Below are 18,823 nucleotides of genomic sequence, written 5' to 3'. Positions count from 1 at the left end.
AGGGAGGGCGCTCCTCCTCTTCAGTTGTGCACGTCTTCGTACGTCTCGTGCGACGCCTTGCGTCCGCTCAGACGTACACGTGCGTCCGTTCCAGACTACAAAGGGTCCGGTCCGGTCCGCACGTACAGCAAAGGGAGCGGCCCCCGGATGTGGGAACCGCTCCCTTCACGGCGTCTTACTTGGCGCCGGCCGCACCGCGGCGGATGCCGAGGCGCTCGACCAGCGTACGGAAGCGCTGGATGTCCTTCTTGGCCAGGTACTGCAGCAGGCGGCGACGCTGGCCGACCAGGATCAGCAGACCACGACGGGAGTGGTGGTCGTGCTTGTGGGTCTTGAGGTGCTCGGTCAGGTCCGAGATGCGCTTCGAGAGCATCGCGACCTGGACCTCGGGAGAGCCGGTGTCGCCCTCCTTGGCACCGAATTCGGCGATGATCTGCTTCTTCGTAGCGGCGTCGAGCGGCACGCTTACTCCTCGTATCAGGTCTTCTTTGCCACCGAGTGCCCCAGGTCTTTGTCTCTGGGGAGCTTCCGTTACTCGGGAGGCGGGGTCCGCTGAGCGCAGTCCACAGACCCTCTGTCGAGGAATCCGGGGGACGCGTACACAAACGGCCGGGACCCAGGGTACCAGGCTGCCGCTCCGCCCCGTCTCAGCTGGTGAGAGCGCGGACCCGGGAGTACACGTCGAGCACGGCCAGGGTCAGCGGGACCAGGCTGAGCAGCACCGCGGCCTCGGTGAGGTCGAGCAGGCGCCCCCAGAAGGGTGACAGACCCTTGCGCGGAATGACCAGCGCAATTCCGGTGAGGAGGGCCGCGCCGGCGGCGACGGCGGCGGTCAGCCAGATCGTACGGAGGTCCAGGCCGCTGTGGTCGTGCTTCTTGACCAGGGCTTCGAGCAGGTCGGCCGGCGGGTGCAGGGCCAGGCCCAGGATCAGCAGGGCGATGGCGGTGAGGCCGGCGGCGAGGGTGCAGACGACCTGGCTGGTGTAGCGGAAGAGCCGGGCGCGCAGCAGCATGGCGAGGCCGGTGGTCAGGGCCAGCAGGCGGCCCCAGGTGTTGTCGGAGAAGCCGAGGACGGCGGCGGCGCCGACGGCGACCGCGGCGCAGCCCCCGACGAGGCCGAGGAGCATCTCGTGGCCGCGGCGGGCCTGGGCGGCGATCTGCTCGGCGTCGAGCGGGGCGCCCTGCTCGTACTGGTCGGAGCCGGACTGGTCACCGTACGGCTCGGTCTCGTAGCGGTCCGGGGTCTCGTAATCCTCGGTGGCGCTCTGCGGTGCGGCGTAGCCGATGGGCAGGCGGGCGAAGCGGGCGGAGAGGCCGGGCAGGAAGGCGACGAGGCCGATGGCTACGGGCGCGCAGACGGCGGCGGCCTGGGTCGCGGAGGCCTCGGTGGCGATGGCCGCGAAGGTGGCGAGGGTGCCGGTGGCGGCGACGAAGGTGGCCGCGACGAAGGGGGCGTCCCCGCTGGGGGTGAGCGCGACCAGGGCGACGGAGGCGATGAGGACGCAGACGCAGCCGAGGAGGAACTGGAGCCGGCCGGGGCCGTGGCCGGCGGCGGGGGCGATGATCCCGGAGCCGGCGATCAGCAGGTGCGGGAGGGCGCCGAGGCCGAGCGCCACGGCGGAGCCGCGGTCGCGGTAGACGCGGGCGCGCACTCCGGCGACGGCGGTGAGCAGGACGCCCGCGGCGCCGGCGATGATGCCGGGCAGCCCGTGCATGTCGTGGCGCAGCGGGTCGGCGTACCAGAGGACGAAGCCGAGCATGACGAGGAGCAGGGCCGCGCCGGCCAGGCCCGCGCCGCGCAGCATGTCGTCGCTCCAGCGGTGCCGGTCGCGGACGACGGCGGAGGCCACGGCGTCGGAGACGTCGTCGAAGACGGCGGGCGGCAGGGACTCGGCGAAGGGGCGCAGGCTGAGCACCTCGCCGTCGAGGACCTGCTGGGCGGCGAGGGTGCGGGCGCCGTCGAGGACGGTGCCGGAGCGCCGTACGAGGTGGAAGCCGGTGGGGGCGCCGACGGGCTGGGTCTGGCCGGTGAGGCGCAGCAGCTCGGGGTAGACGTCGGCGACGGCGATGTCCTCGGGGAGGGCGACGTCGATCCGGCTGTCCGGGGCCACGACGGTGACCCTGCAGAAGCCCGTCGTTGCGGCCGTACTCACCTGTGTGACCCCCCTTGTTGGTGCCCGCGGCGGCGGACGATTCGCGGATGCGCATGCTGCGCGCGCCACCCTACCGGGCCAATGCCCGACTGTCGGCAAGTAGGATCACCGTCGCGTGGAGGAGAACCCCCTTCGCGCCCGGGACTTGGGGGCGCCGGTAACGACGTCCCGTCCGTTTTCGAGGGATTGATGCTCCGGTGAGCCAGATCGTCGTCAAACGCCCGCCGCGGTCCCTGCCGCCCGAAGTGCCTTCGGACGAGCTGAGGCTGGAGGCTCCGCCGGAACTCCCGCGGGGGCAGCAGGAGGGCATGCTGATGCAGCTCCTGCCGATGCTCGGCATGGGCTCTTCCGTCGTCTTCTTCTTCATGACGCCGATGCCCATCATGCGCATCATGGGTGTGCTGATGCTGGCGTCCACGGTGGGAATGATCATCGCCCAGCTGGTCCGGCACCGCCGGGGTACGCAGGGGCAAATGGCCGATGTGCGCCGGGACTACCTCAAATACCTCGCGCAGACGCGGCGCCAGGTGCGCCGCACCGCCCGCGCCCAGCGTGACGCGCAGCTGTATCTGCACCCGGCTCCCGAGCAGTTGTGGTCGGTGGTGGCCGAGGGTTCGCGGCTGTGGGAGCGGCGGGTCGGCGACGCGGACTTCGGGCAGGCCCGGCTCGGGCTGGGTTCGCAGCGCCTGTCGACCGTGCTGGTGGCTCCGGACACGGCGCCGGTGGACGAGCTGGAACCGCTGACGGCGGGCGCGATGCAGCGCTTCCTGAAGGTGCACTCCTCGCTGGACGGGCTGCCGGTCGCGGTGTCGATCCGGGCGTTCTACCACGTGACGGTGTCGGGCGAGCCGGAATCGGCGCGCTCCACGGCGCGGGCGCTGGTGGCGCAGCTGGCGACACTGCACTCCCCCGAGGACCTGATGGTGGCCGTGGTGGCCGCGCCGGGTGCGGTGCCCTCGTGGGACTGGACGAAGTGGCTGCCGCACACGCAGGTCCCGGGGCAGGTCGACGGGGCCGGCACGAAGCGGCTGTTCGGCGACCACCTCTCCGAGCTGGAGGGGCTGCTGGGCCCCCGGCTGGAGGGGCGTCCGCGGTTCAGCCGCGAGGTGTCCCCGGTCCTGGACCAGCCGCACCTGGTGGTCGTGCTGGACGGCGGGATGGTGCCGCCGGACTCGGCGTTCGCGGCGGCCGAGGGCCTGCAGGGCGTGACCATCGTCGAGGTGGTCCCGGGCGAGCTGGACGAGCCGCGCGGCGGGCTGTCGGTCGTGGTGCGGCCGGGCCGGCTGCGCCTGGAGTCGGGCGCCGGGGTGGCGTACGAGGGCGTCCCGGACACGCTGTCGCTGCCCGCGGCGGAGGCCCTGGCGCGGCAGCTGGCGCCGCTGCGCACGGGCGGCGGGGACGACGACGAACCGCTGCTGGCCAACCTGGACTTCACGGACCTGCTGAACCTGGGCGACGCGGCCGCGGTGGACGTGGCGCGGACCTGGCGGCCGCGGTCGGCCGGTGAGCGGCTGCGCGTGCCGATCGGTGTCGGCGAGGACGGCGCGCCGGTCATGCTGGACCTCAAGGAGGCCGCGCAGGAGGGCATGGGCCCGCACGGCCTGTGCGTGGGCGCGACCGGTTCCGGCAAGTCGGAGCTGCTGCGCACGCTGGTGCTGGGCCTGGCGGTCACGCACACCTCGGAGACCCTGAACTTCGTACTGGCCGACTTCAAGGGCGGCGCGACCTTCACCGGCATGGGGCAGATGCCGCACGTCGCGGCGGTCATCACCAACCTGGCGGACGACCTCACGCTCGTGGACCGCATGGGCGACTCGATCCGCGGTGAGCTCCAGCGCCGGCAGGAGCTGCTGCGTTCGGCGGGCAACTACGCGAACATCCACGACTACGAGAAGGCCCGCGCGGCCGGCGCCCCGCTGGAGCCGCTGGCCTCGCTGGTGCTGGTCATCGACGAGTTCTCCGAGCTGCTGACGGCGAAGCCCGACTTCATCGACATGTTCATCCAGATCGGCCGCATCGGCCGTTCGCTGGGCGTGCACCTGCTGCTGGCCTCGCAGCGCCTGGAGGAGGGCAAGCTGCGCGGCCTGGACACCTACCTGTCGTACCGGATCGGTCTGCGGACCTTCTCGGCGGCCGAGTCGCGCACGGCGATCGGCGTGCCGGACGCCTACCACCTGCCGTCGGTGCCCGGTTCGGGCTACCTGAAGTTCGGCACGGACGAGATGACCCGCTTCAAGGCGGCGTACGTCTCGGGCACCTACCGCTCGGGCGGCCCGGACCTGTCGGTGGGCCTGTTCCCGGTGGAGCGGCGGCCCGCGCTGTTCACGGCGGCCCCGGTGCCGGTGGTGTACGCGGCCCCGGACCCGGCGTACCTGGCGTCGCAGTCGGCGCGGGAGGACGACGCGCTCGCCGACACGGTGCTGGACGTGATCGTGAGCCGGCTGGAGGGGCAGGGGGTGCCGGCGCACCAGGTGTGGCTGCCGCCGCTCGACCAGGCGCCGCCGCTGGACCAGTTGCTGCCGGCGCTCGCGCCGAGCGCGGAGCGCGGGCTGCACGCCGACGGGTACACGCGGCCCGGCGGACTCGTCGTACCGCTCGGCCTCATCGACAAGCCGTTCGAGCAGCGGCGCGAGGTGCTGTACCGGGACTTCTCCGGCGCGGCGGGCCACATGATGGTGGTCGGCGGTCCGCAGTCGGGCAAGTCGACGCTGATGCGCACGCTGATCTCCTCCTTCGCGCTCACGCACACCCCGCGCGAGGTGCAGTTCTACGGGCTGGACTTCGGTGGCGGCAGCCTGTCGGCGGTGGCCGAGCTGCCGCACGTGGGCGGGATCGCCTCGCGTCTGGACCCGGAGCGGGTGCGGCGTACGGTCGCGGAGGTGGGGGGCATCCTCAACCGCCGCGAGGAGTTCTTCCGCTCGAACGGCATCGACTCGATCGGCACCTACCGGCGCCGCCGGGCCGCGGGTGACCTGCCCGGTGAGCCGTGGGGCGACGTGTTCCTCGTCATCGACGGCTGGGGGAACTTCCGCGGCGAGTACGAGGGCCTGGAGCAGGTGGTCACGGACATCGCGGCCCGCGGTCTGGGCTACGGCATCCACGTGGTGATCACCGCTGCGCGCTACATGGAGGTGCGGGCGGCGCTCAAGGACCAGATGCTGAGCCGGCTGGAGCTGCGGCTCGGCGACGTCATGGACTCCGAGTTCGACCGGAAGGTGGCGGCGAACGTCCCCGCCGGGATGCCGGGCCGGGGCCAGGTGGCGGAGAAGCTGCACTTCCTGGGCGCGTTGCCGCGGATCGACGGCTCGCACGAGGCCGGGGACCTGTCGGAGGCCACGGCGGCCTTCGTGGAGGCCGTGAAGCAGAACTGGGCGGGGCCCGCGGCCCCCGGCGTCCGGCTGCTGCCGCGGCTGCTCCACGCCGACCAGCTGCCCAAGGGCGGGGAGCACCCCGGCCGCGGGATCGCGATCGGCATCGACGAGACCGATCTGGAGCCGGTGTTCGTCGACTTCGAGTCGGACCCGTTCCTGCTCGTCTTCGGCGAGAGCGAGTCGGGCAAGACGAACCTGCTGCGGCTCATCGCCCAGCAGATCTCGGAGCGCTACTCGCCGGACCAGGCGCGCCTGGTCGTGGGCGACTACCGGCGGAGCCTGCTCGGGGCGCTGCCGGAGGAGCACCTGCTGGAGTACGCGCCGATGGCGAGCTCCCTGCAGATGCACATGGAGGCGCTGGGCGGGGTGTTCTCGCGCCGGCAGCCGCCGACCGACGTCACTCCTCAGCAGCTGCGCGACCGCAGCTGGTGGACGGGCCCGGACGTGTTCATCATCATCGACGACTTCGACCTGGTGGCCACGAGCCAGGGCAATCCGCTGGCCCCGCTGGTGGAGTTCCTGCCCTTCGCCCGGGACACGGGCGTGCGCTTCATCATCGCGCGGAACTCGGCGGGTGCCTCGCGTTCGATGTACGAGCCGTTCATGCAGCGGATCAAGGAGCTGGGCGCACAGGGCGTCGTCCTGTCTGGCGACCCGTCCGAGGGCGACCTCGTCGGCAACGTGCGGCCGCGTCCGATGCCGCCGGGCCGGGCGTACTTCGCCTCGCGCAGGCGGGGTACCTCGCTGGTGCAGCTGGGGCGGATGCCGGGGATGTGAGGAAACCTGTTCCCTCCGGTGGCGCAGCACCGATAATCGGCGGTGAAGACCGCGCCACCGGAGGGAAAGGCCGCACATGGGCACCCAGCAGGAGAAGGACGAGCTGTACGCGCTCGACATCAGCGGCGTGGAATGGGAAGGCCCGCCCGGGACCAGCCCCGACGAGGAGCGGGTCGAGATCGCCCGGCTGCCCGAGGGCGCGGTGGCGATGCGTTCCTCGCTGGACCGGGACACCGTGCTGCGGTACACGGCGGCCGAGTGGGAGGCCTTCGTGCTCGGCGCCCGGGACGGCGAGTTCGACCTGGACCGCCACCAGCCCTGAGGCCCGTACGCTCACGGGCACACACACGCACACACGCCGAAGGGGCGCGCCCGGTGCGGGCGCGCCCCTTCGGCGCGGAAAGACCCCGTACGTGCGACCGTACGGACCGGGCTCAGAAAGCCTCGGTGAACAGGCGCGAGGCCTTCTGGTCGGTGGCGCGGTAGTCGTCCTTGCCGCGCTCGATGAGCTGGGCGACCTGCTCGAGCGTGTTCTTCATGTGCTCGGCCTTGCCCTTGTACTTGGCCTGGAGCTGGACGTACGAGTTGTGCGCCTCGCCGTCCCAGGTGTCCGTGACGACCTTCAGCGCCTGGTCCATGGAGGACAGGTCGTCGACGATCTTCTTGGAGACGGCGCGGATGCGGTTGGCCATCTGCTGGACGCTCTCGTACTGGACCTTGGTGTGGCCGTCAGTACCAGCCATGTTCTTCTCCTTCGCGCTGAGCGGGTTACCGGGAAACGGCGGGGGTCAGATGGAGTTGAGGCCGGAGCCGTTGCCGCCCGCGCTCGCCTGGACGGTCTTGAACGCCGCGCGCACGTCGTCGTCCTGGGCGTTGCTCAGGTTCTTGGTCTGCGCGACCGCGTTGTGCAGGACTCCGAGGAGGCGACGGATCTCGTCGTGGTCCTCGTTGACCACCGTCTGGGCGCTGATGAACCCCGAAGCACCCACACCGGTCCAGCCGGCGCTCACCGTGGCGAGGATGTCGGCCAGCTCACGGGCCTGGGTGGTGACGGCATCGGCCGTTTCGGAGATCTTGTTCTTGGCCTGGACGATCGGATCGTCTGCAAGTCCGAAATTGTTGCTCATCCGAAGCTCCTCACTTCTCAATTCGCCGGCAGAACCGGCGGATTGCGTTGCGGAGCGGACATGTGCCGGCGCGGTTTTGAGCCACGCGCCCGGCCATCCCCCTCCGCTTCACGCGAATCCCCCGATCACAGTCGTGAAGCCTGGTGCCACTCTAGCCAGTTCATCGTCCCGGCCCAACACCGGTGGTCTGCTTCTGTCGATGAACTGTGACCGTTCACTGCAAACGGCGTCGCCTGTTCCGGGCATCCCGGATGACGGTCGCGGCGCCCGCGATGACGGCGATGAGGACAGCTCCGATGCCGAGAGCGTACGTGCCGAACCGCTCCTCGCGCTCCTGGGCCGTCTCCGTGAGCCGCAGCGCCGCGGCCTGCGGGGCGGCCGCCGGGGGCGGGCCGGGGTCCGGCTCGGGGGCCTTGGGGGGCTCGTGGTCCTGGCTGAGCGCGGCCACCGGGTCGACGATGCCCCAACCGACGTAGTCATCACGGCCCTTGACCGAACGCTCGGCGGTGTTCTGGATCTGCCAGACGATCTGCTGGGGGGTCCAGTCCGGGTGTTTGGCGCGGATCAGGGCGGCGACCCCGGCGACGTACGGTGCGGAGAAACTGGTGCCGTTGTCGATGCACTGGCCGAAGCCGGGGACGGTGGAGACCATGTCGACGCCGGGCGCGGCCACCCCGATGAAGTCGCCGGGCTGGGAGAACGCGGCGCGCTCGTTGTTGCGGTCCGAGGCTCCCACCGCGAGCACTCCGGGGAAGGCGGCCGGGTAGGTCTTGCGCTTCTCGCCGCTCAGGCCGTCGTTGCCCGAGGAGGCCACGACCACGATCTTGGCGTCGATGGCCTTCTGGACTGACTTGCCGAGGTCGGAGTCGGCGGAGAGCGGTACGTCGGTGTCCTGGGAGATGTTGATCACTTGGGCGCCCTTGGACACGGCGTGGTCGATCGCGTCGGCCAGGGACTTGGCGTTGCCCTTGCCCTGCCCGTCGTTCTGCCGGATCGGGATGATCGTGGCCTCCGGCGCGAGGCCGACGAAGCCGGTGCCCTGCTGGGGGCGGGCCGCGATCAGCCCGGCGACCTTGGTGCCGTGGCCGACGGTGTCGTTGGTGCCGTCGCCGCCCTTGGGGTCGATGAAGTCCTTGCCGGCGCCGGTATCGAGGGCGCCGCTGAGCTGCGGGTTGGCCCGGTCCACGCCGGTGTCGATGACCGCGACCCGGACGCTGTTGCCGGCCTTGTCCTTGCCCTTGGTCTGCGCCCAGAGCTCGTCGAGGAGGAGCCGCTGGAGGGCCCAGGGGCGGTCCTCGATCTGCTTCTTCATGGGGAAGGTGCACTCACCGGCGCCGTCGAGCGGGAAGTCGTACGGGGCGTACGGGGCCTGCGGCGCGGCGGCGGCGGGCGCGGCCACGGCCGGCAGGGCGAGGGCCGGCGCGGCGAGGGTGAAGGCGGCGGCGAGCAGCGCGCGCCGCCGCCTCGGGAGCTGGGTCATCGGCGGCTTCCTCACGAACCCTGGGGCTGGCGGGCGGAGTTGGTGTCCAGGCGCGGCCCCTTGGAGAGGAAGTCCGACCACGCCTTGGGCACCATGGCCGGTGTGACCTTCCCGTAGCCGAGCCGGATCTGGGCCTGGCTCGGCTCGGGAGCACCGGGCGCGCCCCCCTTCGCCTGCTGGTCGGGGGCGCCGATCTTCGACTGCTCGGCGTCGCTGTCGCCGTTGGCCTGGACGGCGTACCGCAGGCCGGTGTCGGTGACCAGGAAGAGGGTGCCGCCGGCGGTGGTCTGCTTGCCCTGGAGCTGGGTGTAGAGCAGCCCGGAGCCGGGGGTCACGTACGCGCTGGTGCCGCTGGCGGTGATGTCGACGGGGAAACCGGTGCCGGCCCAGGTGCTCAGGGTCTGGCCGCCCTGGGCGTCGACCGAGCGCAGGACGTTGCAGACGGTGTCGCGGTCGCCGGACTCCTTCGCCTGCGTTCCGGCGGCCGGCGCGCCCTGGTTGATGCGGTCCGTCTTCTTCTGCGGCCACTTGCGGTCGCCGGCGAAGGGCGCCTGGTCGGTGTTGAGCGACTGGAGGTCGATCTCGCGGGCCTTGCCGTGCATGTTGAGGCCGTCGGTGGCGGGGGCCGAGATCAGCAGCCACGCGACGAAGTCGGAGACGGGCGCGACCTTTCCGGGCAGGACGACGTAGTACTGGGTGCCGGAGCCCGTCTGGGCGACGAGCACCATGCCGACCTTGTTGTCGTTGGTGACCAGGCCCTTGACGTTGGCGGGGTCGCCGGCCTTGCCGGGCAGCTGCGGGAAGGCCAGGTCGTCACCGGAGTTGAGGGTCGCCAGCCACTGCTCGGTGACCTGCTGCGGGGTGGCGCCGGTGCCGACGAGGGCGGTGGTCATCGTCCCGGCGGCCGGGGTGCCCTCGGGGAACTTGTACTTCGTGCCCGCCGCGTCGACCAGGTAGCGCTCCTTGCCCGGGCCGGTGCTCTGCACGTACAGCGACTGGGTCTCGGTGAGTTTGCGGCCGTCGTCCGTCAGGTGCATGTCGCGGTCGGCGAGGACGAAGGTGGCGGTCTGCACGCCGCGGCCGTTGCCGCCCGGCTGCTGGCAGACGGCCCAGCGCTTGGCCTTGGCCGCGTCCTTGTCGGCGGGGAGCCGGTCGGGGGCGTACGGGATGCCGATGATGGGGCCGCGCGGCGGAGTGCCCGCGTCGAGGATCTTGTCGTCGACCTGGATCACCTTGAACTTCGAGGGATCCAGGAGGAGTCGGGCGGAGGCGAGGTTCAGCACCGGGTGCAGCCGCGTCTGGTCCTTGCCGTCCACCTTGGTCGTCAGGACCACGTAGCGGGTCGTCGAGTCCTTGCCCACGATCACCTGGGTGCCCGGCGCCGCCCAGCCCTTGGGGGCCGTCGGCTTGAACATGCCCCAGGCGCCGAAGGCCGCCATCACGACCGCGGCGACGATCAGGCCCGGGAGGACCGCGCGCAGCGGGCGCGGGGCGCCCTCCTCGGTCCCCGTCGCCGACGGCTGGAGGAACGCGGCCACCGTGCGCCGCTTCGCAAAGGTGTACGCGTTGAGCTCATCACGTCGTGATGCCATGACCGCCTGCTTCTCCCCGCACGGCCCGGCCGGTGAGTACGGTCCCCGGGCCTCGATTGTCGGACCGGGCACCTACTATGCCTCTTGACGGACGGTACGCAGGGGCCGGGTAGGGTGAGGGTGCCGCTCAGCGCCTCCCGGACCGCAGTATTCCGGGGCATCAGGGCTTGTTGGGGTGGATTTGGTGGTTCCGGGGCCATGCGGCAGGTGTCGCGCGGTACCGGAACCCACGGGGTCCGCCCCCTGAAAGGGGAGGTGTGCGAGTGATGGCCACCGCGACGCAGCCGCAGACGGGCGCGGCCGCACCCGCACGGGGCGGGGTGACCCCGCATCCGGAGTCGAGCCCCGGCCGCTTCGGGCCGTTCCGATTGCAACAGCTCGTACTGCTCCAGGTCGCCGCGGCCGTGCTGCTGGTGGCCTGGGTGGTCGATCCGCTGCTGCTGGTTCCCGCCGGTGTCCTGGCACTCGTCCTGCTGGTCCTCGCGGTCGTACGGCGGCACCAGCGCTCCCTGCCCGAGTGGATCGGCGGCGCCCTCGCCCTGCGTGCGCGCCGGCGCCGGGCCGCCTCGCTGACCGTGCCCGCGGGCACCGAGCCGGGGCTGGCCCCGCTGGTCGAGGCCGATCCGGCGCTGCGCACCCTCACGTTCAGCGACCGGGACCGGCGCCCGGTCGGGATGATCGGCGACGGGACCTTCCTGACGGCGGTCGTCCAGGTGGACACGGACGCCACCGCGCTGCGTCCCGACCGGGGGGCGCGGCCGCTGCCGCTGGCCGTCGTACGGGACATCCTCGAAGTGGACGGCATCCGGCTGGAGTCCGCGCAGCTGGTGCAGCACACCCAGCCGGCGCCCGCCCCGCACCTGCCGGCGCAGTCCATGGCCACGCGCAACTACGCGCCGCTGCAGGCCCGGACGGGCACCCCGGCGGTGCGGCTGACCTGGATCGCCCTCAAGCTCGACCCGGAGCTGTGCCCCGAGGCGGTCACCGCGCGCGGTGGCGGGCTGGCGGGTGCCCAGCGGTGTGTGGTGCGTGCGGCGGACCAGTTGGCGAGCCGGCTCACCGGGGCCGGGTTCAAGGCCACGGTGCTGACCGAGCAGGAGCTCACGGCGGCCCTGGCCACCTCCTCGTGCGCGAACCCGATGGCGATCACCCAGGCCGGGCGGTCGGCCAGCACGGGGCGGCGCACGGAGGAGACCCCGCGGACCTGGCGCTGCGACGACCGGCGGCACACCACGTACTGGATAGGCCGCTGGCCCCAGTTGGGCGGCGCGGGGGCGGCGCTGCCGCAGTTCGTGGCACTGCTGACCTCGCTGCCCGCGCTCGCGACGAACTTCAGCCTCACGATGGCCCCGGCGGACCGTCAGGGCGTGACCCTGACCGGACACGTCCGGGTGACCGGCCGCAGCGACGAGGAACTGGTCGCGGCCCGGCGCGAGTTGGAGCGGACGGCGCGCGGCGTGAAGACCGGGCTGGTCCGGCTCGACCGTGAACAGGTACCGGGGCTGCTGGCCTCGCTGCCGCTGGGAGGAGCGCGATGAGGGGCGGTTTCGGGCTGGTCGGCCCGCGCCGGGAACGGCACGTGGTGCCCGCCGCGGACCTGGACGTGCTCGCGCTGCCCGTGGGGGACGACGGGGTCGTCATCGGCGTGGACGCCGAGGGCCGGCCGGCGGTGCTCGGCATCAACCGGCCGACGCCGTACGAGGTGACGCTGATCGGCGGTCTGTGGACGGCGCAGGTGCTGGCGCTGCGCGCGGCGGCCACGGGTGCGCGGGTGGCGGTGGAGACCGGGCGCGCGCACGTGTGGTCCGGGCTGGCGCAGGCCGCGGGCGGCGGGCAGCAGTGCGTGACCCTGCACGAGGTGGGCCGGGTGCCGCCGCAGGGCGCGTCGGCCGGCAGCCCCGTGCTGGTGATCCGCGACTGCGGGATGCGGCCGCCGCGCGGGCGCGTGGTGGCCGGGCCCTGGCAGTCGGTGCTGACGCTGCTGCCGTATCTGAGCCCGACGGCGCCGCGGCTGCTGCAGCAGTCCTCGCTCGTGGGTGTGCAGCGGGTGTCCCCGGACGAGGCGGAGCAGATCGGGCGGCTGATGAACCTTTCGCGGCGGGCCGTGGATTCACTGCCGACGCTGGGCGACGGGGTGACCATGTGGTGCACGCCGCGGGACCGGCAGTTCGTGATGACGCAGGGCACGGAAGCGGAATCGGGGCTGCTCGGCCCGGCCCGGCGCATCGACTGACCGCCGGACGCCGTGGCGCGGCCCGCCGTCGCGGGAGGGCAGTATGGGGGTGGGCCGTACCTCGTGGAGCCGAGCGCACGGGGGCCGGGCCGACGGGGGCGGACACGGGTGCCGGGGCGCGATTAGGCTGAGCGTGGCCGCGGCGTCGAGGTGGGCGCCGGACCAGTGTTCGACAGACCAGGAGGACCAGTGAGCGGCGATCGGAACGAGAGGCGCGGCGGGACGTGGGACGTCCCGACGGACGATCAGTCCGACGCGGAGCCCGAGCTGACGGGCGAGTTCACCATCGACTACACCCCGCCGGCCTGGTACACGCAGGGCGCCGCTCCGGCCGCCCAGGTGCCGGGGCTGCCCGAGGGCAGCGGCTTCGAGCCCCACCGCCCGTCGGACGTGGCCTCGCCCCCGACGATGCGGATCGCTCCGCCGGCCCCGCGGACCCCGTCCGACGGCGCGGGCCTGCCCACCCCTGTGACGTCACCCGCACCGGCGCCGCTGCACAAGGCCCCCACCCCGCCCGAGGCCCCGACACCCTTCGAGGCCCCGGCGTACCAGACCCCGGCCCCGGCGGACGCTCCGGCCCCCGCTTACCAGGCCCCGGCACCGGCCGACGCGCCGGCACCGACACCGTTCGAGGCCCCCGCGTACCAGGCCCCGGCTCCCGCCGACGCGCCCGCGCCCTTCGAGGCACCGGCCCCGGCGGACGCTCCGGCCCCCGCTTACCGGGCCCCGGCCCCCGCTCCGGCCGACGCGCCCGCGCCCTTCGAGGCACCGGCCCCGGCGTACCAGGCCTCGGCTCCGGCGGACGCACCCGCGCCCTTCGAAGCTCCGGCCCCAGCGCACCAAGCTCCCGCCCCGGCGGACGCTCCGGCCCCCGCTTACCAGGCCCCGGCTCCCGCCGACGCACCCGCGCCCATCGAGGCACCGGCACCGGCGCACCAGGCTCCCGCCCCGGCCCCCGCTTATCAGGCCCCGGCACCGGCCGACGCGCCCCAGCCCCTCGAAGCGCCCTCCCCCGCGCATCAGGCCCCGGCCGAGGCTCCGTTCCCCGCCGCGGTGGACGCGCCCTCGCCCTACGAGACCCCTGCCACGGGGCTCCCGTACCAGGCCCAGGCTCCCGCCGACGCACCCGCGTCCCTGGAGGGCCCGGCCCCAACCCCCGCCTACCCGGCACCGGCACCGGCACCGGTCGACGCGCCGGCGCCTTTCGGGGTACCGGCCCCCGCCACGGGGCTCCCGTACCAGGCCCAGGGGCCGGCCGACGCGCCCGCCGAAGTGGCTCCGGCCGGTCCGGTCGATGCCGGGCCTGCGTTCCAGCCCCCGGCGCTGGAAGGGGTGCCGGCGCGGGCCGAGCTGCCCGCTTCCGTCGAGGACGCGGCTCCGGCGCTGGTTCCCGTCCCGCTCCCGGTTCCGGGCCCCGGGCCGGTGAGCGGGCCGCACGACACCCCCGCCGAGGGGATCGCCGTGCTGCCGCCCGCCGAGGTCAGCCCCACGGAGGTACCGCCCGCCGGCGCGGAGGCCCCGTTCGGGGGACCCGCCGGCGAACTGCCGCCGCTGCCGCCCGCGTTCGCGTCCCAGGACCCGTACGCCTTCCAGCCGCCGGCTCCCGCCCCGGCTCAGCCGCAGCCCCCGCAGCACGACCCGCGCTCCGCCGGGCAGTGGCCCGTAGGAGCCCAGCAGCACCAGCCACAGCCGCAGCCGCACCCCCAGTACCAGCAGCAGCCGCCCCAGCCGCACGACCCCCGCTACTCGGCCGGCCAGACCGCCGGCGGGGCGCCGCTCGGCTACACGGCCGCCGTCGAGCTGTCCTCGGACCGCCTGCTGCGCAACAAGCAGAAGCCCAAGAACAACAACAACGCCGGCGGCGGCCTCTTCCGCTTCGGCGGCAAGGCGGCCGAAGCGGAGCGCCAGCGCAAGCTGGAGCTGATCCGCACCCCGGTCATGTCCTGCTACCGCATCGCCGTCATCAGCCTCAAGGGCGGCGTCGGCAAGACCACGACCACCACCGCCCTCGGCGCCACCCTCGCCACGGAGCGCCAGGACAAGATCCTGGCGATCGACGCGAACCCCGACGCCGGCACCCTCGGCCGCCGCGTCCGCCGCGAGACCGGTGCCACGATCCGGGACCTGGTCCAGGCGATCCCGTACCTGAACTCGTACATGGACATCCGCCGGTTCACCTCGCAGGCGCCCTCCGGTCTGGAGATCATCGCCAACGACGTGGACCCGGCCGTCTCGACGACCTTCAACGACGAGGACTACCGCCGCGTCATCGACGTGCTGGGCCGCCAGTACCCGATCATCCTCACCGACTCGGGCACGGGCCTCCTCTACTCCGCCATGCGCGGCGTCCTCGACCTGGCCGACCAGCTGATCATCATCTCGACCCCGTCCGTGGACGGCGCCAGCAGCGCCAGCACCACCCTCGACTGGCTCTCCGCCCACGGCTACGCGGACCTCGTCTCCCGCTCCCTCACCGTCATCTCGGGGGTCCGCGAGACCAGCAAGATGATCAAGATCGAGGACATCGTGCAGCACTTCGAGACCCGCTGCCGCGGGGTCGTCGTGGTGCCGTTCGACGAGCACCTCGCGGCGGGCGCGGAGGTGGACCTCGACATGATGCGTCCCAAGACGCGCGAGGCGTACTTCAACCTCTCCGCCCTGGTGGCCGAGGACTTCGTACGGGCCCAGCAGCAGGCCGCTCAGGGCCACTGGGGAGCACCACAGCAGCCTCAGCAGCACCAGCCGCACCAGCAGCCGTACGGGCAGCAGGGCCAGCCCCAGTACCAGCCACAGCCGCACCAGCAGCCGCAGCCCCCGCAGCAGCCCTACGGTCAGCCCTACCCGCAGCCCGGCCAGCCCTGGCAGCAGCCCCAACAGCCGCAGCAGCCCCAGGCGCTGCAGCAGCCCCAGCAGCCCCCGCGCGACCCGCGCCTCGGCTGACCGGGCGCCACGTAAGGCCAAGGGCAACGAGAAGGGCCCGTACCACCCCGGATCCCCGGGCGGTACGGGCCCTCGCTCGTCGCGCGTCAGCGGTGCATGTCGTAGGCGTCCGTCAGGATCCGCGCCCGCTTCACGTCGTCCGCGATCGCCTCCAGCAGCCCGTCCAGCGACTCGAACTTCGCCATCCCCCGCACGTAGGCGAGGAAGTCGACGGCCACGTGCATGCCGTACAGGTCCAGCCCGATCCGGTCGATCGCGTACGCCTCCACGGTCCGCTCGGTGGCGTCGAACTGCACGTTCGTCCCCACCGAGATCGCGGCGGGCATCCGCTCGCCGCCGGCCGTCAGCCAGCCCGCGTACACCCCGTCCGCCGGGATCGCGGTGTGCGGCTGCGTCTCGACGTTCGCCGTGGGGTAGCCGAGCTCCCGCCCGCGTTGCGCACCGCGCACCACCACGCCCTCGACCCGGTGCGGCCGCCCCAGGATCTCGGCCGCGCCGTCCATGTCGCCCTCGGCCACCAGCCTGCGCGCCAGCGTCGAGGAGAACGGCACTCCGCCGCCCGCCTCGCCCCGCTCGACCAGGTCCACGACCTCGACCTCGTAGTCGTAGGTGGAGCCCAGTTCGCGCAGGAAGTCGACGTTCCCGGCGGCCCGGTGGCCGAAGCGGAAGTTCGGGCCCTCGATGACGGCCTTCGCGTGCAGCTTGTCCACGAGCACCTTGACGATGAAGTCGGCCGGGGACAGCTGCGAGAACTCCGCCGTGAACGGCAGGATCAGCAGCGCGTCGACGCCCAGCCCGGTCATCAGCTCGGCGCGGCGGTCGTACGGGGCCAGGATCGGCGGGTGGCTGCCGGGGCGGACGACCTCGCTCGGGTGCGGGTCGAAGGTGACGACGACGGAGGGGACGCCGAGTGCGCGCGCCTTCGCCACGGCCCTTCCGATGATCAGCTGATGGCCCCGGTGCACGCCGTCGTAGGAGCCGATGGTGACGACGCTGCGTCCCCAGTCCTGGGGGATGTCCTCCAAGCCACGCCAGCGCTGCACTGTGACCGCTCCTCGCCCGAACCCGTGTAGGCCTTGTACTGATTGCCGATTACAGGTCTAAGACTGCCATGCCGGTGCCCGCGGCCCCGCATCGGCATCGACGTCACGTCACATCCGCCGTGCCGTCCAGCCGGAGCCCGGCGGCCCCGGCCGAGCCGGCCCGGTGGAAGGCCGCGAGCACCAGGGGATCCGTCTCCTCCCGCAGCAGTACGTCGGCCAGCTCGGCCCGCAGCGCGTACGAGGGCTCCCCGCCGGGTGCGCCCAGTACGTCGGCCAGCGCGGCCCGCACCGCCGCCGGGGCGGACCGCAGCAGGTCCAGGACCAGCGGGCGCAGCACGGGCGCGGCGGCCGGGCCCTGCTCCAGGCGCCGGGCGACGAAGGCGGCGGCGTGCGGTGCGTCCTCGGGACGGTTCACCAGGTGCTCCCGTACGAGGTCGGCCGCGCGGCGGGCCAGTCCGGGGGTGGTCAGCGCGGCCAGGGCCCGCACGACCTCCCCGTCGGCCCGCTCCCGCAGGGCGGCGAAGACCGCGTCGGGGTCGGGCAGTACGGGCAGAGCCGCGACCAGCGCGTCGGCGGGCAGCCGGGAGCCGTGTTCGGGGTCGCGGAAGCAGGCGAGGGCGTCGGGCAGGTAGCGGCCGCGCACCTGCGGGTCGCGGAGCAGCATCGCGAGGGCGCTGCCGTGCAGGGTGGCGTCGGCGGGGCGGGCGAGCAGCGCCTGCGCGGCGTAGCGCAGCAGCTCGCGGTCGGCGGGGGTGCGCACGTGCGGGGCGGTGGCGAGCCCGTAGGCGGCGGCCGCGACCCGCCGCCCGGGCCGCTGGTCGTGGGCCCAGCGGTCCACGGCCCGGCACAGGGCGGAGGGCTCCTCCTCGGCGAGGACGGCGAGGAGCTCGTCGGCGCGCGGGTGGGCGGCGCTCACGAGGGCCTCGGTGAGGTCGTCCAGGGCGAGGTGGCGGTGGGTGTGCAGGAGGGCCTGGGCGGCGGTGGCGACGGTGGCTCCGGGGCGCCCGCGCAGCCGCCGCCCGTCGGTGAACCAGGTGCAGAGCAGGGGCTGCGCGCGCTGCGGGTCGCGGGCGAGGCGGCGGGCGGCGGCGTCGAGGTAGCGGTCGCCGGGGGGCGCCTCGGCGGGGTCGGCGGGCAGCAGGCGGCGCAGCAGTTCGAGGCGGTCGGGTTCGGGCAGCCGGAGCCGGTTCCAGAACCAGCCGCCGAACTCGCCCGGGCCACAGCGGGCCACGTGCTCGGCGAGGGCGTGCAGGACGGGGAGGTGGGGGTGGGCGTCGGGCACGCGGAGCAGGGTTTCGCGCAGCAGCCGGGCGGCCCACCAGGCGCGGTCGGGGCCGGGCTGCTCAGGGTCCTCGGCGAAGGCGTTGAGGCGGTGGACGAGGGCCGTGAGCTCGCCGGCCAGCCGGTCGGGGGGCAGTCGGCGCAGGGCCTCCAGGACGGGCCCGATCCGGTGCCGGGGCACGGGCAGGCCGGGCGCGGCGGGGCGGTGGACGAGGGAGGCGAGGGCGGTCGGGACGTCGAGGTGGCCGCCCTGGATCCAGTCGGAGAGCTCCTCGTGCGCGAAGCGGTAGCCGGGGCCGGCGGGCACCAGGAGCCGCTCGGTGAGCACGGCGGAGGCCCAGCCGGTGCGCCAGGGGAACAGCTCCTCGAAGGAGGCGCGGTCCAGTCCGCCCTGGCCGGGGCCCAGGCAGCGGCGGGCGGCCTCGTGGACGCGGCCGGCCACCCGTGCCGCGAGCCGTCGGACGCCGGGCCCGTGCACGCCCGCGGGCCCGGCGCCGTCGGCGGCGATGCGGACGGCCGCGCGGAGGCAGAGCAGGTCGAGGTGGGCCGCGAAGACCTCCTCGCGGCCGGGGCGCCCGGCGGTGACCTCGGCGGCGCGGACCCCGGCGAGCAGGCTCAGGGTGAGGGGGTGGCGGGCGTCGGCCTCCCGGAGGGCGTCGGCGGGGATCCCGAGGCGGGCCCGGGCGGTCTCGGCCTCGGCGGGGGTGAGGTCGCCGAGCGGGAGGGCGGGCGGCCGGAGGACCTGGGCGTGTACATGGGCGGGCTGGAGGCCGAGGCCGCCCAGTTCGACGAGCGGCTCGCCGCGCGCAAGGCGCGCTTGCAGGCC

Annotated in this window: 12 protein-coding genes and 1 pseudogene; 5 read left to right on the top strand and 8 right to left on the bottom strand. The window is 73.6% G+C overall.

Going from position 1 to position 18,823, the window contains the following annotated elements; all coding sequences use genetic code 11:
- Window positions 1-175: 175 nt before the first annotated feature.
- Entirely contained in the window at window positions 176-463 is a 288-nt protein-coding gene (rpsO, locus tag ACFTXQ_RS33405; protein WP_136213493.1) for a 30S ribosomal protein S15, read from the bottom strand.
- A 184-nt stretch (window positions 464-647) separates the two neighbouring features.
- Window positions 648-2,153: a type VII secretion integral membrane protein EccD gene (gene eccD, locus ACFTXQ_RS33400; RefSeq protein ID WP_382648408.1), complete on the bottom strand. Its 1,506-nt coding sequence runs from the start codon at window positions 2,151-2,153 to the stop codon at window positions 648-650.
- Between the two features lie 197 nt (window positions 2,154-2,350).
- On the opposite strand from eccD, the gene eccCa reads away from it, so the two are divergent.
- Together eccCa and ACFTXQ_RS33390 are read left to right on the top strand one after the other, a co-directional pair.
- The gene (gene eccCa / locus ACFTXQ_RS33395) at window positions 2,351-6,301 is read left to right on the top strand and encodes a type VII secretion protein EccCa (RefSeq protein ID WP_382648405.1); all 3,951 of its coding nucleotides are present in this window, start codon (window positions 2,351-2,353) and stop codon (window positions 6,299-6,301) included.
- A 76-nt stretch (window positions 6,302-6,377) separates the two neighbouring features.
- Window positions 6,378-6,623 carry a DUF397 domain-containing protein gene (locus ACFTXQ_RS33390; protein WP_382648403.1) on the top strand — a complete coding sequence of 82 codons (246 nt, stop codon included), beginning with the start codon at window positions 6,378-6,380 and terminating at the stop codon, window positions 6,621-6,623.
- A 112-nt stretch (window positions 6,624-6,735) separates the two neighbouring features.
- Here the strand turns inward: ACFTXQ_RS33390 and ACFTXQ_RS33385 are convergent, their stop codons facing one another.
- From ACFTXQ_RS33385 to eccB, 4 genes are all read right to left on the bottom strand, one after another.
- Window positions 6,736-7,044, bottom strand: a complete 309-nt coding sequence (locus ACFTXQ_RS33385; RefSeq protein WP_382648400.1) for a WXG100 family type VII secretion target — start codon at window positions 7,042-7,044, stop codon at window positions 6,736-6,738.
- A gap of 45 nt (window positions 7,045-7,089) precedes the next feature.
- Window positions 7,090-7,428 carry a WXG100 family type VII secretion target gene (locus ACFTXQ_RS33380; protein ID WP_382648397.1) on the bottom strand — a complete coding sequence of 113 codons (339 nt, stop codon included), beginning with the start codon at window positions 7,426-7,428 and terminating at the stop codon, window positions 7,090-7,092.
- A 214-nt stretch (window positions 7,429-7,642) separates the two neighbouring features.
- Complete coding sequence (mycP, locus tag ACFTXQ_RS33375; protein WP_382648394.1) at window positions 7,643-8,908, bottom strand: type VII secretion-associated serine protease mycosin; 1,266 nt, start codon at window positions 8,906-8,908, stop codon at window positions 7,643-7,645.
- A gap of 11 nt (window positions 8,909-8,919) precedes the next feature.
- Window positions 8,920-10,500 (bottom strand): type VII secretion protein EccB, encoded by a 1,581-nt coding sequence (eccB, locus tag ACFTXQ_RS33370; protein WP_382648391.1) that lies wholly within the window; start codon window positions 10,498-10,500, stop codon window positions 8,920-8,922.
- A 266-nt stretch (window positions 10,501-10,766) separates the two neighbouring features.
- Here eccB and eccE point away from each other — a divergent pair, with 266 nt between their 5' ends.
- The 3 genes from eccE (at window position 10,767) to ACFTXQ_RS33355 (ending at window position 15,673) form a co-directional block, all read left to right on the top strand.
- Window positions 10,767-12,038, top strand: coding sequence for a type VII secretion protein EccE (gene eccE / locus ACFTXQ_RS33365; RefSeq protein WP_382648388.1), 1,272 nt, complete (start codon window positions 10,767-10,769; stop codon window positions 12,036-12,038).
- Window positions 12,035-12,733 (top strand): hypothetical protein, encoded by a 699-nt coding sequence (locus ACFTXQ_RS33360; RefSeq protein ID WP_382648386.1) that lies wholly within the window; start codon window positions 12,035-12,037, stop codon window positions 12,731-12,733. The genes eccE and ACFTXQ_RS33360 overlap by 4 nt, the downstream gene beginning before the upstream one ends.
- A 189-nt stretch (window positions 12,734-12,922) precedes the next feature.
- Window positions 12,923-15,673: an SCO5717 family growth-regulating ATPase gene (locus ACFTXQ_RS33355; protein ID WP_382648384.1), complete on the top strand. Its 2,751-nt coding sequence runs from the start codon at window positions 12,923-12,925 to the stop codon at window positions 15,671-15,673.
- Between the two features lie 86 nt (window positions 15,674-15,759).
- Here the strand turns inward: ACFTXQ_RS33355 and ACFTXQ_RS33350 are convergent, their stop codons facing one another.
- Both ACFTXQ_RS33350 and ACFTXQ_RS33345 read right to left on the bottom strand, forming a co-directional pair.
- The gene (locus tag ACFTXQ_RS33350; RefSeq protein ID WP_382648381.1) at window positions 15,760-16,716 is read right to left on the bottom strand and encodes a bifunctional riboflavin kinase/FAD synthetase; all 957 of its coding nucleotides are present in this window, start codon (window positions 16,714-16,716) and stop codon (window positions 15,760-15,762) included.
- A 103-nt stretch (window positions 16,717-16,819) separates the two neighbouring features.
- Window positions 16,820-18,823: pseudogene (locus ACFTXQ_RS33345) on the bottom strand (serine protease); the annotation flags it as partial.

Origin of the sequence: Streptomyces sp. NPDC057010, from assembly GCF_042673805.1 — a bacterium.
In the GTDB taxonomy this organism is placed as follows: domain Bacteria; phylum Actinomycetota; class Actinomycetes; order Streptomycetales; family Streptomycetaceae; genus Streptomyces.
Note: the sequence above shows the minus strand (reverse complement) of the source record. Positions and strands in the feature narration are given on the sequence as shown.

Excerpts from the sequence above, each read along its gene's own strand:
- ACFTXQ_RS33390 (WP_382648403.1), top strand. The coding sequence starts at position 6,378 with ATGGGCACCCAGCAGGAGAAGGACGAGCTGTACGCGCTCGACATCAGC.
- ACFTXQ_RS33385 (WP_382648400.1), bottom strand. The coding sequence starts at position 7,044 with ATGGCTGGTACTGACGGCCACACCAAGGTCCAGTACGAGAGCGTCCAG.
- ACFTXQ_RS33380 (WP_382648397.1), bottom strand. The coding sequence starts at position 7,428 with ATGAGCAACAATTTCGGACTTGCAGACGATCCGATCGTCCAGGCCAAG.
- mycP (WP_382648394.1), bottom strand. The coding sequence starts at position 8,908 with ATGACCCAGCTCCCGAGGCGGCGGCGCGCGCTGCTCGCCGCCGCCTTC.
- eccB (WP_382648391.1), bottom strand. The coding sequence starts at position 10,500 with ATGGCATCACGACGTGATGAGCTCAACGCGTACACCTTTGCGAAGCGG.
- eccE (WP_382648388.1), top strand. The coding sequence starts at position 10,767 with ATGGCCACCGCGACGCAGCCGCAGACGGGCGCGGCCGCACCCGCACGG.
- ACFTXQ_RS33360 (WP_382648386.1), top strand. The coding sequence starts at position 12,035 with ATGAGGGGCGGTTTCGGGCTGGTCGGCCCGCGCCGGGAACGGCACGTG.